The organism is Sanguibacteroides sp. AM78-02pH3A (assembly GCF_027666085.1).
Lineage (GTDB): Bacteria > Bacteroidota > Bacteroidia > Bacteroidales > Marinifilaceae > Gabonibacter > Gabonibacter massiliensis.
Genome location: NZ_JAQEHX010000004.1, coordinates 108,892 through 126,325, shown reverse-complemented (window position 1 = coordinate 126,325; position 17,434 = coordinate 108,892). Strand labels below are relative to the sequence as shown.

Annotated in this window: 14 protein-coding genes; 4 read left to right on the top strand and 10 right to left on the bottom strand. The window is 41.7% G+C overall.

The features are described from left to right. Window positions 1-245 precede the first annotated feature (245 nt). The 3 genes from gap (at window position 246) to PGR74_RS07645 (ending at window position 3,531) form a co-directional block, all read left to right on the top strand. On the top strand, window positions 246-1,250 hold the full coding sequence (gene gap, locus PGR74_RS07655; RefSeq protein WP_041502144.1) for a type I glyceraldehyde-3-phosphate dehydrogenase: 1,005 nt from the start codon (window positions 246-248) through the stop codon (window positions 1,248-1,250). Window positions 1,251-1,338: 88 nt separating this feature from the next. Then, complete coding sequence (locus PGR74_RS07650) at window positions 1,339-2,136, top strand: patatin-like phospholipase family protein (RefSeq protein ID WP_052634359.1); 798 nt, start codon at window positions 1,339-1,341, stop codon at window positions 2,134-2,136. Window positions 2,137-2,208: 72 nt separating this feature from the next. Continuing rightward, window positions 2,209-3,531 carry a DEAD/DEAH box helicase gene (locus tag PGR74_RS07645; RefSeq protein ID WP_041502145.1) on the top strand — a complete coding sequence of 441 codons (1,323 nt, stop codon included), beginning with the start codon at window positions 2,209-2,211 and terminating at the stop codon, window positions 3,529-3,531. Window positions 3,532-3,562: 31 nt separating this feature from the next. Here the strand turns inward: PGR74_RS07645 and PGR74_RS07640 are convergent, their stop codons facing one another. From PGR74_RS07640 to argS, 6 genes are read right to left on the bottom strand one after another with little or no spacing between them, the layout of a single operon-like run. Next, the gene (locus tag PGR74_RS07640; RefSeq protein WP_041505390.1) at window positions 3,563-4,336 is read right to left on the bottom strand and encodes an inositol monophosphatase family protein; all 774 of its coding nucleotides are present in this window, start codon (window positions 4,334-4,336) and stop codon (window positions 3,563-3,565) included. Window positions 4,337-4,348: 12 nt separating this feature from the next. Further along, the gene (locus PGR74_RS07635; protein ID WP_041502147.1) at window positions 4,349-5,311 is read right to left on the bottom strand and encodes an FKBP-type peptidyl-prolyl cis-trans isomerase; all 963 of its coding nucleotides are present in this window, start codon (window positions 5,309-5,311) and stop codon (window positions 4,349-4,351) included. 36 nt (window positions 5,312-5,347) lie between these two features. Further along, window positions 5,348-6,364, bottom strand: coding sequence for an FKBP-type peptidyl-prolyl cis-trans isomerase (locus PGR74_RS07630; protein ID WP_041502148.1), 1,017 nt, complete (start codon window positions 6,362-6,364; stop codon window positions 5,348-5,350). Between the two features lie 11 nt (window positions 6,365-6,375). Then, window positions 6,376-7,218, bottom strand: coding sequence for a histidinol-phosphatase (locus PGR74_RS07625; protein WP_041502149.1), 843 nt, complete (start codon window positions 7,216-7,218; stop codon window positions 6,376-6,378). A 2-nt stretch (window positions 7,219-7,220) separates the two neighbouring features. After that, complete coding sequence (locus tag PGR74_RS07620) at window positions 7,221-7,733, bottom strand: flavin reductase family protein (protein WP_041505389.1); 513 nt, start codon at window positions 7,731-7,733, stop codon at window positions 7,221-7,223. Window positions 7,734-7,744: 11 nt separating this feature from the next. Continuing rightward, on the bottom strand, window positions 7,745-9,532 hold the full coding sequence (argS, locus tag PGR74_RS07615) for an arginine--tRNA ligase (protein WP_041502231.1): 1,788 nt from the start codon (window positions 9,530-9,532) through the stop codon (window positions 7,745-7,747). 223 nt (window positions 9,533-9,755) lie between these two features. Here argS and PGR74_RS07610 point away from each other — a divergent pair, with 223 nt between their 5' ends. Further along, complete coding sequence (locus PGR74_RS07610; RefSeq protein ID WP_041502151.1) at window positions 9,756-10,904, top strand: alpha/beta hydrolase family protein; 1,149 nt, start codon at window positions 9,756-9,758, stop codon at window positions 10,902-10,904. Between the two features lie 69 nt (window positions 10,905-10,973). Here the strand turns inward: PGR74_RS07610 and PGR74_RS07605 are convergent, their stop codons facing one another. From PGR74_RS07605 to PGR74_RS07590, 4 genes are all read right to left on the bottom strand, one after another. Continuing rightward, the gene (locus PGR74_RS07605; protein ID WP_041502152.1) at window positions 10,974-12,245 is read right to left on the bottom strand and encodes a TolC family protein; all 1,272 of its coding nucleotides are present in this window, start codon (window positions 12,243-12,245) and stop codon (window positions 10,974-10,976) included. Between the two features lie 68 nt (window positions 12,246-12,313). Next, window positions 12,314-15,349 (bottom strand): efflux RND transporter permease subunit, encoded by a 3,036-nt coding sequence (locus PGR74_RS07600; RefSeq protein WP_041502153.1) that lies wholly within the window; start codon window positions 15,347-15,349, stop codon window positions 12,314-12,316. Between the two features lie 12 nt (window positions 15,350-15,361). Continuing rightward, window positions 15,362-16,411, bottom strand: a complete 1,050-nt coding sequence (locus PGR74_RS07595; protein ID WP_041502154.1) for an efflux RND transporter periplasmic adaptor subunit — start codon at window positions 16,409-16,411, stop codon at window positions 15,362-15,364. 244 nt (window positions 16,412-16,655) lie between these two features. Further along, window positions 16,656-17,432, bottom strand: a complete 777-nt coding sequence (locus PGR74_RS07590) for a 3'-5' exonuclease (protein ID WP_041502155.1) — start codon at window positions 17,430-17,432, stop codon at window positions 16,656-16,658. Window positions 17,433-17,434: the final 2 nt, after the last annotated feature.

Below are 17,434 nucleotides of genomic sequence, written 5' to 3'. Positions count from 1 at the left end.
CAGCCTCTTTTTAACACACTAACAATAAATTTACTACACTTATAAAAGCAAAAAACATTTCTTAGATTGCGTGGGCAAAGATAGTAATTTAAAACGTTTGCGCAAATTTTTTTAAGAAAAAAAACGTTCGCGTATAACAATTCCAAAACTTCTTTGTTTTTCATTTTTTTATCCATACTTTTGTATGAAAATAAGAGAATGATAAGAATAATAACATCATTATTAACCGATTAATATAATTAGAAATGTCAAAGATTAAAGTTGGTATTAACGGATTCGGACGTATTGGTCGTTTGGTTTTCCGTGCAGCTATGGGTAGAAACGATATTGAAATCGTAGGGATTAATGACCTTATTGACGTGGAGTACATGGCGTATATGCTTAGATACGATACCATGCACGGACGTTTTAATGGAACGATCGAAGTGAAAGACGGCAAATTAGTTGTAAACGGGCAAGCTATTCGCGTTACGGCTGAAAAAGACCCAGCCAATTTAAAATGGAACGAGGTAGGAGCTGAATATGTTGTAGAATCTACCGGATTATTCTTGACAAAAGAAAAAGCCGAAGCTCATTTAAAGGCCGGAGCAAAACGTGTTGTAATGTCAGCACCTTCAAAAGACGATACTCCCATGTTCGTTATGGGTGTAAATCATAAATCTTACTCCGGGCAAACTATCGTATCCAACGCTTCTTGTACGACCAACTGTCTGGCTCCGTTAGCAAAAGTAATCCACGACAAATTCGGCATTGTTGAAGGTTTGATGACTACTGTACACGCCACTACCGCAACTCAAAAGACAGTTGACGGTCCCTCTGTCAAGGATTGGAGAGGCGGACGTGCTGCTGCCGGTAATATCATACCTTCCTCTACAGGAGCAGCTAAAGCCGTGGGCAAAGTAATTCCCGAATTAAACGGCAAGTTGACAGGTATGTCATTTCGGGTTCCGACGCTTGATGTTTCCGTGGTTGATTTAACTTGTCGTTTGGAGAAACCGGCAACTTACGATGAAATTAAGGCTGCCATGAAAGAAGCTTCTGAAAACGAATTAAAAGGAATCTTAGGATACACGGAAGAAGATGTTGTTTCATCCGATTTCTTAGGTGACGCCCGTACTTCCATATTCGACGCAAAAGCAGGTATCGCATTGAATCCCAACTTCGTAAAACTGGTCTCTTGGTATGACAACGAATGGGGGTATTCAAACAAAGTAATCGAATTAATCGCTCATATGGCGACCGTAAAATAAATACGAAAAGAGCCGGTTATAAACCGGCTCTTTTTTTCAACCATTCTCTTTCATTCCCGTATAGTAAATAAGCAACATTATATATTCTATGGATATAATCAAGGAAAAAAGACCCTATCATTTGGGGTTAGTCTTAAGTGGAGGAGGGGCAAGAGGTTTTGCACACTTGGGAGTATACAAGGCCATGCAAGAATTAGGGATCAAACCCGATATTATTTCCGGTACCAGTGCCGGAGCTATTGCCGGAGTCATGATCGCCTCCGGACATACGGCAGAAGAATCGCTTTCGTTCTTTATAGGAACCAAGATGTTAGACTTCGCTCGTCCTGTTGTCTCCAAAATGGGCGTTATGATGATGGGCGGCATGGAAAAACGATTGTCCGAATTCATTCAAGTAGAAACTTTCGACCAACTCCAAATTCCTTTAGTCGTCACGGCGACTAACATGAATTTAGGTGTTCCCGCTCACTTCAATAGCGGCAAGGTCATTCCATCGGTCGTGGCATCTTCATCCGTCCCTATCGTATTCGTACCTACGGTTATCGACAATCAACAATACGTGGACGGCGGTGTTTTTATGAATTTACCGGTACGTCCGATTCGCGATTTATGCGATATCATTATCGGAGTCCATATCGATCCGGTTGAACCCAGTGATCACATTAAAAATTTAGTACATCTCGCAGAGCGCTCCTTCCACATGGGAATCCTTTCCAACATGAATATCGATGCTAAAAGTTGCGATATTCTGATCATGCCCAAACATATCAGTCAATACAGTATGTTCGATCTGAACAATACGGAAAAAATTTTCGACGAAGGCTATAAGGAAGCCATGATTATGTTTAAACGCCCCAAAACAATGGCCACTTTAGGACTAAACTGACCGAATAATCAGTCGTATCTGTTTTAAACCGAAAAGTAAATATTACTTTTGTCGAAAATTCATATCATACTAATGCCACCTATCGACGACACTTTTCGGGATATATTGCAATCGCTCGGAATTGCAACCTTAAACGAGATGCAAATCCAAGCCATCGAAGCTCAACGAAATAACAGGGATATCCTTCTGTTATCCCCGACCGGCTCCGGAAAAACGTTAGCTTTTTTACTTCCTCTTTTAGAAAAATTATCAAGCGACAAAAAGGAGATACAAGCATTGATTCTCACCCCCTCCCGAGAGTTGGCACTCCAAATCGAATCCGTATTTCGCTCTCTAAGAAGTTCCTATCGGGTGGTATGTTGTTACGGCGGACACGATATTCAAGTTGAAGAGAGAAGTCTCGTTTACCCTCCGGCTTTACTCATAGGTACTCCCGGACGACTATTAGACCATATCGATCGGCAAACTATCGATTTAAAAGAGGTACACACGATTATCCTGGATGAATTCGATAAATCGCTTGAATTCGGATTTATTGAAGATATGAGAGAAATATTTGCCTGCTTACACGGAATTCGGCAGCGGATTCTCACTTCTGCTACTTCGGCCGTTGAGATCCCCGTATTTGTCGGGATAAAATCGCCTCACGCGATTAATTTTTTAGAAAAAACACCTTTGGGTAAATTAGAAATAAAAACCGTCTATTCAGGAGATCCGGACAAACTTACTACCCTATACCGATTGTTAGGCGAGTTAAACGGGTCCCCGACCCTTATTTTTTGTAATTACAGAGAACATGCCGAACGGATCAGCACCTATCTTCGGAAACAGGCGGTGGAAAACGAGTTTTTTCACGGCGGACTGGAACAAGCGGAAAGGGAAAGAGTTCTATGCAAGTTCCGGAACGGCAGCACGACCATCCTAATCTCTACCGATTTAGCTGCCAGAGGATTAGATATACCTGAAATAGAATACATCATCCATTATCATTTCCCGGATACGGAAGAGGCCTTTATCCACCGTAACGGACGTACAGCCAGGATGAAAGCTTCGGGAACTGCTTTTGTTCTCATAGGAGAATCGGAAATATTTCCTGCCTATCTCCCGGAAATTCCGGAGGTATATCGTTTATCCGGCAAAAATAAGATTCCCCCGAAACCGGAATGGGATACCTTATACATCGGAAAAGGAAAAAAAGATAAACTGAGCAAAATGGATATCGTCGGTTTCCTCTGTCAAAAAGGGAATTTACATAAAGAGGAGATCGGACGTATCGAAATAAAAGATTTTCATGCTTTTGCGGCCATTAAACGAAACAGGATACGAAAAACCCTCTCCCTTATTCGGAATGAAAAAATCAAAAACATGAAAACAAAATTCGCCATCTCCTTCTAAGAAAAACGAGGAGGCAGGCCTCCTCGTTTTTTCATTTTACATATTCTTGCATTTTTGTAATCAGATGAATGTTTCCGGCCATTATGGCAATTCCCCTGTTTTCCCGAAAAGAACGGATTTCTCCCCCGGCCTCCCGTACGATAAGCTCTCCGGCACACACGTCCCAAGGATGCAGTCCCAATTCCCAATAAGCATCCAAAAATCCGGCAGCCACACAACACAGGTCGTAAGCAGCCGATCCCAATCGCCGGATTCCACGGATACGCGGAAGAATACGAGCTAAATTAGCGGCATTATTATCCGGATTTACATCCTTATCGTATGGAAAACCTGTTCCCAATACACTATGGGCCAAATCCTTCTTGTCCGATACACGAATAGAGATTCCGTTCCTAAAAGCGCCTTTCCCCCGGATCGCCGTATACATTTCATCCAGATAGGGAGCGTATACCACACCTAAAAGGGATTCTCCCTTGTAGGTCAATCCGATAGACACGCAAAAAACAGGAAGCCCCTGACTGTAATTATTTGTTCCATCCAATGGATCCACAATCCACAAGTAATCACTATGAACATCATGCTCTCCGCTCTCCTCCCCCAACACGCCATGAGCCGGAAAAGAGGCATTTATTCGCTCCAACAAAAAGGTTTCACATAACTTATCCACCTTAGTCACCACATCGAAAACATTCGATTTGGTCTCAATTCCCAAATTATCACCTCTAAAATAGGAGCGTTGCATACTTCCGACCTCTTTCGCCCAGCCAACTACAAGTTCCAGCGTACTTTTCAAATCCAGGTCCATCTCTTTACTTCTTTATTTTTTGGCAATTTTTTCTTTAATTTCCAACTGATAAATAATGGTTGAATAAGGAGGAATCCCTCTAAAAAGTTTATCTTCATAAGCCATACCGTAAGGCACGATAATATCGGCTTTATCACCGACTTTCAATAACGGAAAACTTAATCTCAAACCATCTATTAAATCGCTTACCAACCACTTCACCGACTTATTTCCCTCGAGCTTTATAATTTGTCTTAAGTTATCCCGATCTCTCACTTCATCCAAAAGATAAGCCGCACACACAACGCGCACACTGTCTTTCGCCCCAATGTTTTCTCCCTCCGAATCCAATGTCGTCCGCACAATATAGGTTGTCGTATCGCCACTTTTCACATCCAAAATGTTTTCCCGAGGAATATTCGAATAGACCTCATCCATATACCGTTTAATCATCTCTTTCTCATAGGAGAACAGGTCTTTTCCCACGACTTTCTCCACCTTCATATCATACAGATGGGTAATTCCGTTACTGTACATCACCGGAGAGGGTACAAGTAAATTTCCTTTTTTACCTTCACCGACATATCCGGCTAACAATCCCACGAAACTACCGTCTCCCACCCGGCAATATACCGGCCCCCCGTAAGGAAAAGTAGCGGTAAATCCGCTACCCGCGGCTTTAGCCGGATCCGTCGTATCGAATATATACCCGTTCAAGTTCGTCAGATCATAATTGACCAATACCCACTCTTTATCTTCCGCAACCGTTCCGGTCCGATCGTTATTGAACACATACATATCTGCGATATGCTGGCTTTGTTCCGATACAGGTATTTTTATTATCTCTGTTTTGGCGTTTTTATCAAGATAAGCTTCGATATTCTTTTGTTCTTGAGCAAGAACCTTTTTAATATCGATCGTATCTACACCATCCGAACAACCTGCGAATATACCCATCAGCAAGCCTAAACCCCAAATTAAATTGTTTTTTTTCATTTCCGTTTTTTTTAGTTGTTATTAAAATACCATCTGTCATGGTTCATTACCTCTCCCTGTCTCCGGATCTTCCGGAGGAGTAAATATACCTACCCTCTTTACCTTCAACGTGTATACCAAAGTTGAAAAAGAAGGTATTAAAATTTGTCCGCTCGCACTCTTCACCCCTGCACGCCCGTACCCCAGCACATGAGGTACGATTATCGTAGCTTCATCGCCTTCGTGCAAATAAGTCAAAGCCTTCGCGTAAACCTCCAATATCGTCCCGTTTCTCGGGGCCAAAGGATGAATCATCGTCACGCTGTCCCAGACTTCATACTGCTTTAATAATCCCTCGGTCAAAACGTATGCCTCATGCGAAATCGAAACCGTATCTCCCTCCTTGATCACAGAGACGCCACTTCCCTGGTGTGTCATCACCAAATAGGCAATCGAATCGTTTCGCCTTATCTCGACAGGCTCGCCGATCTTGTCTTGGATGTGATTGTCTATATAAGATTGAATTAAAGCATCTTCATACCCTTTGAAATCCGGAATAACCCGTTTTATCTGAAGCTTATACAGTAGCGACTTTCCGTTCTGACTACCTAATTTAGAGGGAACGATCATCTCTCCCGTTTTACCCTCTCCGATGTACTTCAACGCCTCCCCGATATAATTGAACTTATTCGCCGTATCGAGCACATTATATACCGGTCCCCCCATCGCATAGGTCCTGACATAAGTTGAATCCAGTTTTTGTTGCGGATCGGTAGAGTCCATGTATTTCCCGTTCAAGTCCAATACGTCATAATCGATCAGGGCGTATTCATCCTCTTTTACCAAAGTTCCCGTCTTATCATTATTAAAAATATAGATAGAATCTATAGGCAAACCTTTTACGGAATAAAAACACACCGTAGTAACGGGAGTCGTAACATTTTCCCTCAAATACTCCCGAATATCAACGGATTCTTTCTCCAGAACATCAATCAGGTCATCCTCTTTTTCTTCGGAACAACTCCAAAAGCTCAGCATCAGCACGCATACCGATAAAATACAATACTTTCCCATACTTGTTTTTATTAAACCGTTATCTCTGTTTCTTCCCAAAATCCTTTTCGTAAATGTACCGTACTCCGAATCCCGGCCTCCCGCAACAACCCAAATACTTCCGCCCTGCCCTGATTGATTTTTTCAGGCTCATGAGCATCGGAATTAACCATCAAGGGTATCTTCAACTCCCTCAATTCTTTAAAATAACGCACGTCCGGGAATAACATTCCTCTCCGCCCATAGGCTTTCGTATTGATCTCCATCATCACTCCCTTCTCTGCAATCACCCTCAAATAATCCATCATCATGTTTCGAAACCAGTTGCTGTCCACTATTTCCGGATCGCAAAGCGAACCGTTCATCGCCACCTTATCCGCATGGGCAACGAAATCGAAGCCGCCCAACTCAACCATCCGCATCGAGGCCTGAAAATAATTCTTTATCAACAGCTTCAAATCTCCGGCGAACACCTTATCCAAATTCCTCCGGAAATCCTCGACTCTTCCATCCATGTCCATCATTTCTCCTCTTTCCGGATTTACCACATAATGAACGGAACCGATACGATAATCCAACGGCAATTGTTGAAAATAAAGGGAAGAAGGTCCGTATTCATCATTCAAATAATCAATTTCCAACCCTACATATACCTCAAGCATTGAGGCATATATTCGTTTAAGCCTTTGCATTTCCCGTAAATAATTCCCCACCTCACTCCGTTTCAAAGACCAGTCGGTCTCAAACGGTAACGGGGAATGGGAAGAGATTCCGTAACTATGAAATCCTGCTTCTATCGCCGCATTTACAAAATCTTCTGCAGGTGCTCTTCCGTCACAAAAAGTACAATGACTATGATAATTACATAAATCCATTCTTACTTTTTCATCCAGGCGTTAACAATTTCACCCACGTATATTTTATGAAAATCTTTTTCAGGATAGCTTTCCGTTATCGGCGTTTTCTCCCAAAAAGCATCTTCCTTTAACCAATCCGCGTATATTTTTTTACATTCCAAAACCAATCGGGCCTCTTCAAAAAAAGGATTCCCCAATAGCGTAAATCCGGGAATCAACCCACTCTTCTCTATCTTATTCGCACACCTACCCGAAATCGAACCGCATACATTCAATGCTTTCCGATTCTCTTTTCCCAAAAAGTCAAGCGTAAAATAGGCATTATTTTCCATAAATTCAAACGTGTAGCGCTGCGGACGTACGAAAACGGTCACGACGGGCTTGTTCCACAAAAAACCCATCATACCCCAACTTGCCGTCATCATATTAAAACGATCGGCATTACCGGCAGCAATCAGCATCCACTCCTCACCGATTAATTTTATGGCATTCTCCTGAATGACCTTAGGATCTATTTTTTGAAGCATACTCATTTCCCTTCCGTTTACATTCTTTCCGGCATTTCGATACCCAACATACCCATAGCGCTTTTTATAGCCTCACTGCATTGCCGGGCCAACAACAATCGGATATTCCGAACAGCCACGTTATCCTCCTTCAAAATAGAGTAATCGTGATAAAACTGATTAAACTCCTTGGCCAGCTCGTACGCGTAATTTCCCAATACGGCAGGACTATAATTGTCTCCGGCCTCTTTTACAACCGAAGGCAATTTAGCTATTAACTTAATCAGATTCTGTTCCTTTTCCGTCAACGGAGTATGGATATCTCCCGGTTCAACCGTAATTCCTGCTTCCGCCGCTTTACGCAATACCGACTTAATCCTCGTATAGGTATATTGAATAAAAGGTCCCGTATTCCCGTTAAAATCAATCGATTCTTTCGGATTGAACATCATCGTCTTCTTGGGATCCACCTTTAAAATAAAATATTTTAAAGCACCTAAAGCAACTTTACGATACACCTCTTCTGCCTCCTCTCTGGAATAACCTTCCAACTTCCCCAACTCCTCCGAGGTTACCCGTGCGGTATGAATCATCTCCGCAATAAGATCATCGGCATCGACCACGGTACCTTCCCTTGATTTCATTTTTCCCTCGGGCAATTCCACCATTCCATAAGAGAGGTGTTTGATTTTATCCGCCCACTCGAAACCTAATTTTTTACAAATCAGTGATAATACTTGGAAATGGTAGTTCTGCTCATTACCCACGACATAGATCTCCTGATCGATATTAAATTCATTAAAACGATCGTAAGCCGTTCCAATATCTTGGGTCATGTAAACGGACGTGCCGTCATCCCGCAACAACAATTTGTGATCCAACCCGTCTCCTGTCAAATCCGCCCAAATGCTTCCCGTCTCTTTCTGATACAAAACTCCGTCAGCCAACCCTTTCAACACAAGATCACGCCCCTTTTTATAAGTTTCCGATTCGAAATAGATCTTATCGAAAGAGATCCCCATCAATTGATAGGTTTCATCAAATCCCTTCAATACCCAATCATTCATCATCCGCCACAAAGCCACAGTCTCATCGTCTCCAGCCTCCCATCTTCGCAACATCTCCTGAGCTTCCAACAAAATCGGAGCATTTTTCTTTGCCTCCTCTTCCGACATTCCTTTTCCCACCAGTTCTTTTATTTGAGCTTTATACTCTTTATCGAAACGTACATAATAATCACCCACGAAATGATCTCCTTTGGTTCCGGTGGATTCCGGTGTTGCTCCATTCGCGAATTTCTTCCAGGCTATCATACTTTTACAAATATGTATTCCCCTATCGTTTACCAAATTAGCCATAATCACCTCATGGCCGTTCGCTTTTTGGATTTCAGACACAGACCACCCCAACAAATTATTTCGTATATGACCCAAATGCAACGGTTTATTCGTATTAGGAGAAGAATACTCTATCATAATCGTCTTCCCGCTCTTCTCTTTTAAGTAGCCGAACCTCTTCTCTTCTGCGACTTCATTCAGCACCTCGAGCCAATAAGCAGAAGAGATCGTAACATTAAGGAAACCTTTAATAACATTGTATTCCTTGACCTCTTCTATATTCTGTTTCAAATACTCTCCCAATTCTTTCGCCGTCTCTTCAGGAGATTTTCGAGAATATCGGGTAAACGGAAAAACCACTACCGTCAAATCTCCGGCAAACTCTTTTCTCGTTTCCTGCAACTGAATATCCTTAGCTGTCAATTCAACCCCGTAACACGCCTTTACGGCCTCCAATACTTGCCGAGTAAGCATTTTTTCTATCGTCATATCGTTCAAACTTTTAAACCATTCACTAACATCCGCAAAAATACAATTTATCAAGATAATATCCGCAATTAATCGGAAAAAACACTTTTTCCCGCGATTATTTCCATTTTTGAACGAATGATCCGAACGAAAAATAAAAATCTTACTTTTCACCCGGTAATTTATCCGATGCTGAATTTATATAATTTATTATATTTGAGCATCCATATGAAAAATATACATTATGAAAGAATTCTTCCTCTTTTCGGTTATCGGACTCATATTACTCTATTCCTGCTCCAAAGATGAAGAATCTGTCTCTCCCCACTACTTTGTATCGGTCATCCAGGAAAAAGAATTTTCCGTTGACGAGATAAAAAACAGGTATCCTGAAATTTTCATTCGTTATTCGTCCTTATCCGTTCTTTTACAAAATATTCATGTCACGGCCATACGTTACCGGACAAAGGACTCCAAGAATCAGGACATTATTGCGTCCGGTGTTATCGCTTATCCTTCCAACAAAAAAATAACGGGAGTTACCAGCGTACAACACTCTTCTCTGTTTTTAAAATCCCAAGCTCCTTCCCGCCAACTTCTCCATTTCGAGCTTGCTCCCGTTCTCTTTAAGCAAGTCGTTTTTATGTCGGACTACATCGGATTCGGAGAAACGGAACATCTATTTCATCCCTTCTTTCACAGCAACAGTACGGCCCAGTCCTGCATTGATATGATCAGGGCCGGCAAAGAGTACCTGCAATCCATTTGTTTTCCCGTCCCTGAAGAGATCTCCCTGATGGGATATTCACAAGGAGGAAACGCCACTCTCGCTTTATTGAAGAAAATCGAAGAAATACCCGATACCGACCTAAAAGTCAAACAAACTTTTGCAGGAGGAGGTGCTTATGATTTGGAAGCTACCTACAACTGTTTTTTGAACCAAAATTATATCTCCCAACCCGCTTTTATACCCTATCTCCTCCTCGGTTTAAACACGGGTAACCATTTGCAGTTAGCTTGGAACGAGATTTTCATCTCTCCCGATCAGGTCATTTCCCTCTTTGACGGAAAACAAGATTTATCGGAAATAAACTCCCGATTAGGTCATCGGTTGGAAAACATTTTATCGCCTGCTTTCTTTTTGCCGGAGAAAAACAACTCCATAAAGAAACTGGAAAGAGCTTTAAAACAAAATTCTCTTGTTGAGTGGACTCCGAACTCTTCCATCACGCTGATGCACTCTCCCGATGATACGTACGTACCCTACCTAAATGCCGAACAGGCCTTTCAATCGTTTCGACGACACGGATGTAAGGTTAATTTTGTCTCCCTTCAAGGAGATCACGGCGATGCCGGAATTCAATTCTATTTACAGGTAGTACTCAAACTATAAAAAACCTTATCCCTATCTTTCTAAGCGTAATACCCTCAAATCCGAAACCGTGAATCTCCGATCCCTAAGTCACTCGTAACCTCCCAATATTTTAACATATTCCGCTAAGGCCACCTTGTACTGATAATTCGCGGAAACCACACTCGTATATGCTTGCAACCAGGTCGCCTGGGATGAAAGCACATCCAATATCGGTAACTTTCCTTCGTTGTAACTAAATGTATTTAACATTAAGTTTTCCCGGGAAATATCCAAGGTGGACTGTGCTATCTCCACTCGTTTGGCCGATTCATTCAACTTCACCCAGGCATTAGCTAACTCCTCTTTAATCTGATCTTCCACTTTACTGATTTCCAATTCCTTATAAACCTCCATGGCTCGATTCTGCTGTACATAGTGACGTTTCTCCCCCCAATTGAATACAGGCATACTCAATTTAGCAAAAGCTACCGTGGTAAAACGCTCTTTGCCGTCTACATTAATCATCGGTGTTCCCCATGCCTCTTTTAAGCCGATACTGAACTGAGGAAGATATTTTGCCCGCACTATTTTTGTTTGTTGTTTCGCCAGATTCAGGTTTTCCATGGCGATCAGAAAATCAGGGCGACGTTTCAAGGCCGTCTCAACAGGCTGTAACGCGGGAACAACCATCGGTTTCTGAATAGAATCAATGACAACAACCGTCTCCTCCAAAGTAACTCCCATCATAATCTTTAGCGATTGCATGGCTGTTTTAAAGTTCATGCCAGCCGTGGACAACTGTAATTCGGCCTCCTTTAACCGTGTCTTTACCATTAATACATCTGTTTTACTTATCGCACCCTCATCGAAACGTTTATTCACGATATCGTATAACTCACGTACAATCAATACAAACTCTTCCGATATCAGATAAAGGGTTTCGTTAGCAGCAACCGACCAATAGCTCAAATCTGCGGCATAAACAATATTATCCCTTGTCAAATCCTCACTCAACCGCGCAATAGCTTCCTGCAATCTCGCTGCATCCCGTTGCTTTTTCACTCCGCTTCCGGAATATATATTCTGGGAAGCCGTTGCGGTGGCGGAATAATTATTATGCTTCATATCAATCCCCTGCATAAACTCCACATCCTCGAATTGATAAGAATAATCTCCTCCTATCTGGACCTTGGGAAAAAAACCTGTCTTGATCGCTTTCAAAGCGGAAACGGCAGCTTTTACAGCTTCCCTCGACTGCTTTACATCTTGATTATACTCCAATACCTTTTGGCGATATTGTTCCAAGGTTAGCGTCAACGCTTGTCCGTTCACCGTAATAGCAGTCAACAGGATCGATATACTCAAAATAAATTGTTTCATATTTTTTTGTTTATGAATTTAGACGGTGGCTCCCGACCCTGAAACCTCAAAAATCGGGATACCATGCCCTATCTTACTTTTATTCTAAAAATCAAACAATAAGTCACCGGCAATACGACTATGGTCAATAAACTGGCTATCAATAATCCGCCCATGATACAAGCGGCCATTCCCCCGAACATGGCATCGAACAACAAGGGCAGCATTCCCAAGATAGTCGTTCCTGAAGCCATCGTCACCGGTACGATCCTGGATTTCGTAGCCTGCAAAACAGCATCCAAAGGAGCCAAACCGTTTTCCTGTTCTATTCCTATCTGATCCACCAGCACAATAGCATTTTTTATATTCATTCCAACCAATCCCAACACGCCTAACAGGGCAAAAAAGTCAAACATTTTTCCCATCACTAACAATCCAAAAACGACACCTATAAAGATTAGCGGAACCATCAGTAAAATGACCGTCGGTTTTCGATAAGTACGGAACAGCAACAAAAGCACGATAAACATCAGTATCAAGGTCAGTGGCATGTTAGCAGCCAAAGCCTGATTTGATTCTTCTTGCGTCTCCTCCTCTCCAAAAACCTTCATCGCATAGCCTTCCGGCAGATCCATCTGCTTCACCTTGCTTAAGACCTTGGCAAAAGCAGCTTTCGTATTTACTCCTCTTTTCGCATCGCATTGGGCCATCATTACCCTATCCCGATTATAACGCTTGATAACATTAAAATTATAATCATAAGCAAAACTATCCACAACCTGAGCCAACGGGACGGTCAAACCTTTCGAAGTAAATACCGGTAAGGTTTTCATATTATCGAGATTCTTGGTATCCAATCCATCCTCTTTCAATAAAATCGGCATAAACAGGTCTTTTTCCCGATAATCCCCAAGCGCTAACCCATTGGTTGCAATCTTCAACGCGTAAGCAACGGATTGTCGAGTAATTCCCACCCGTTGTCCCCTCTCCTGAGAGTAAGCAGGCTCCCAAACCGGCACCTTATTTCCCCAACTGTTCCGCACATCAGTGACCATTCCGGTTTCCCGCATGATTTTCATGGTGCGATTGGTCAAAGCGACCAAGGTATCTATATTGTCCCCGATAAAACCGATTTCAATAGAGGCTTCTACGGCCGGAGAAAGTTTAAACAGAGAAGAACGGATCAATACATCCGGATAATTTTCCCGGACATAAGCATTCAATCTCTCCTCTAAAATAGGAGAATCAGACTTATCGTCCACTTCTATTAACAAATTACCGAAATTCGATTTCGGACCGAAAGAGGTACTGGCCAAATAATAACGTAACGGAGAACTACCCACTGTTAAGGAGACATTTTTCACCTCCTTCTGTTTCATCAAATATCCCTCTATCTCCATCAATATTTTTTCCGATTCCCGAATACTATACCCTTCCGGCAAGAAACAATCTGCACGGAAATAGGGTTTATCCATATTCGGAAAAAAGTTTTGAGGCATGGCCCCCATAATATAAAGCGAAACGAAAAACAATATGATCACGGTAACAAGCGTTAATACCTTATGATGTATCAATTCTCGCAATACAGAGGTGAATTTATTATAAAATTTCGTATCATAAGGATCCTTCACCGCCTCACCGCTTCCTTCTTTCAAGATAAAATTACCGAATACAGTCGTCTGCGTCAATGCCAATATCCAACTCAATGCCAAAGAAACAGCCAACACGATAAACAAAGGCTTTACCATCTCCGCAACTGCCGAAGGAGCGAGATAGAGGGGTAAAAAGGAGAAGATTGCTATCAAGGTCGCCCCCAACAATCCCCACTGAGGAGAGGTCGCTCCTTTTATCAGAGCATCTCGCCGTCTCATTCCCTTTTTTATCAATATCTGGGCATTATCGGTGACGACAATGGCATTATCGACCAACATACCCATGGCAATAATAAAAGCCGCCAAAGAGGTCCTGTTTAATCCTACACCCATGAATTGCATGATTAACATGGTTCCGCCGATGGAAAATAGCAAGGAAGAACCGATCAACACCCCTGCTCGAGTTCCCATAACGAGCAGGATAATCAGAATAACGATCACGACGGACTCTATCAGATTTAAAATAAATCCGTTGTTTGCTTCTCTTGCAATTTCATTCTCCGGATAAAGAGTTACCAATTCGATACCTACCGGCATCATCTCCACCAACTGGCTCAATTTAGCCTTCACCTTCTCTCCGGCCTTTACCACATCCATATCGGGTACCGTAGAGATACCGATTCCTATAGCCCGTTTACCATTCACCCGAATCAAACTGGAGGGCGGATCCAGATACCCCTTTTCCACGATCGTGATATCCCCCAAGCGAACTTGCTGTCCGGTTTCTGTCACAATTAATTGATTCCGGATATCGTCCAAAGTCTTATAAGTTCCATCGGCAAGGATTTTCAATTCAATATTCCCAGCCCTCTTTACCCCCGTGTTGATAAGTGAATTCTGGGATTTTATAGTATTGATCAACGTGTTTAGATTTAACCCGGAATTAGCTAATTTAGACATCGTTATAAAAACGTTTACAACTTCCGTTTGTTCCCCGAACAGCGCCACTTTTTGCACACCGTCTATCGTCACCAATTGAGTTTTCAATTTTTGCCCCCACTCTCTCAAATCGTGATAGCTAAATCCCTCGTCAGCCGTCAAACCGTAATATATGCCGAATACATCTCCAAAATCATCCGATACGCTAATTTGAGAAGCTCCCTGAGGCAGACTCGGTTGGATGTTCAATACTTTACGCCTTAATTCATCCCACATCTGAGGCATTTCATCCGGAGGGGTCGCAGGACTCAACTCAATTTTAATTTTAGACATTCCATAAAAAGACTCCGAATTTATTTTATGCACACGCCGCATAGACTGAATTTCCCGTTCTATAGGTTCCGTGATCAATTGTTCCACTTCAGCGGGTGTCGCTCCCGGATACTGCGTAATAATCACTGCCGTTTTAATTACAAAAGGAGAATCCTCTTTTTTCCCTAATAAATCAAACGACAAAACGCCTCCGATCATCAATATGGCCAGGAAAAAATAGATTACCTTCGTGTTATCCAGCGAATATTTTGCTATATTCATAATTTTTCCTTATTATTTTAATATTTTTACTTTCTGACCTTCCGTGATATAGTTAGCACCCGCTACTACAATGATATTATCGCTATTTAATCCTTTCTCCACGATCACCTTATCATTACCGATCAACTGTCCGATTTCCACCGCCTGACTCTTTACCGTCTCCGAAGTCGTGTTGTATAACCACACGCATGTTTTACCCGTGTTCAAATCCTTAAAAAGAGCACTCATCGGCACGATATAACTACCTGCTACTGCCGTTTCGATCTTCAAGTTAACTTTACAGGAGAACCCGGGATAAATAGTATGTATATCCCTGGAAAAACGAGAATCATCAATGGACAATTTTACAGGAATACCCGTCCCGTCAGGAGAAGCATCGATAAACTCTTTTACTCGGGCTTTAAACCAAATCCCTTTATAGGTATCAAACTCAACCGTTACCGTCATCGGTACCCGAGTCAAATCCACACTTGTCTCCGGTAAGGTAAAACTGACAGCTAATTTGCGGGGATTCACCAATTTTATAATAGATTCTCCCGGCATCACTTTCTGATAATTCTCCACGAATTTTTTTTCCACGAACCCGTCGAAAGGAGCTCTCAATTTCGTATCCTCCAATGTATTTTGTGAAGTTTCATAAGCCGATTTTCCTTTAATGTAATTCGCCTCAGCTATCTCATAATCTTGTTTGGAAATGGCTTGCATAGCCAATAATTTCTTATTTCGCTCCAATTGAGATTTAGCCGTCAAATAGGCAGCCTTATTCGCTTCGTATTGTAACCGATAATCCAAGGGATCTACCCGTGCGATGATTTGATTCTTCTTTACTTTCTGTCCCTCCTCCACGTTCATTTCAATTAACGGACCCGATACTTTAAAAGCCAGATTGCTATATTCTTCCGCCTCAACGATCCCCGTATACACCTTATTGATAGCATCTAACGATTCTACTTTTACAACCTTCACTGGACGGATAATATCGGGAGCCGCATTATCCTTTTTCCCTTTACAAGAGATGCCCAGAAGTACGTATAAACCTACAATTGCCCATTTACACCTCATAAAACAAATTATTATTAGTTATTAATCCATTTCTTTACTACAAGGGCTACGTCTTTACAACTTCCATGCCAGAATCCCAATTAACGAAATAAAGCAAAAATTCAGATAAAGATTTCACCCAAATATATACAATACGAAATAAACCATAAAAAGTTCATCTATACACATTTTGAAATAAAAAACGTTCGATAGTGCCATCGAACGTTTTTTATTAATTATACGTATTCTATACTATCCATACGAATCACTTCATTAATCCGGCACTTCTTAATTTAATTTCAGTCAATATTTTTTTCGTATACAATGGAAATTCACTATTCAGCATCCAAGCAAAATACCCCGGTTGCTCCTTCAATACCTGAAGTACGGGAACTCCCTTATTTTTTCCAAAATTAAATACCTCAACCCCATTCTCATCATACACGATAAAACCGGCGAAATCCGCATTATTACTTTGCGACGAAAATTTACTCAAAAAAGTAATATCATTTTCCAACTGCCCCTCATAACGTTCCAATTGAGATTGCAATACTTCATAAGTAGCCAAGGTATCCGCCGCAGCGGTATGTGCATCTTCCAAATTCTTATCACAATAAAAACGATAAGCCGCACTCAACGTACGTTGTTCCATCTTATGAAAAATAGTTTGTACATCCACAAATCTGCGTCTGCGCATATCAAAATCCACTCCCACCCTCAAAAACTCTTCTGCAAGCAGAGGAATATCAAAACGATTCGAATTATATCCTCCCAGATCACATCCTTCAATAAAACGGGCCAACTCTTTGGCTACTTCCTTAAAAACAGGACAATCCTTTACATCTTCGTCCTTAATACCGTGAATCGCTGTCGCTTGTTCTGGTATATGCATCTCCGGATTAATCCGGAGGGTCCTCTGTTCCTCTTTCCCATTAGGGTGAATTTTCAAAACAGATATTTCAACAATCTTGTCCTTGGCGATGTTAATACCCGTCGTTTCCAAATCAAAGAAAACGATCGGGCAGGTCAGTTTTAACTTCACAA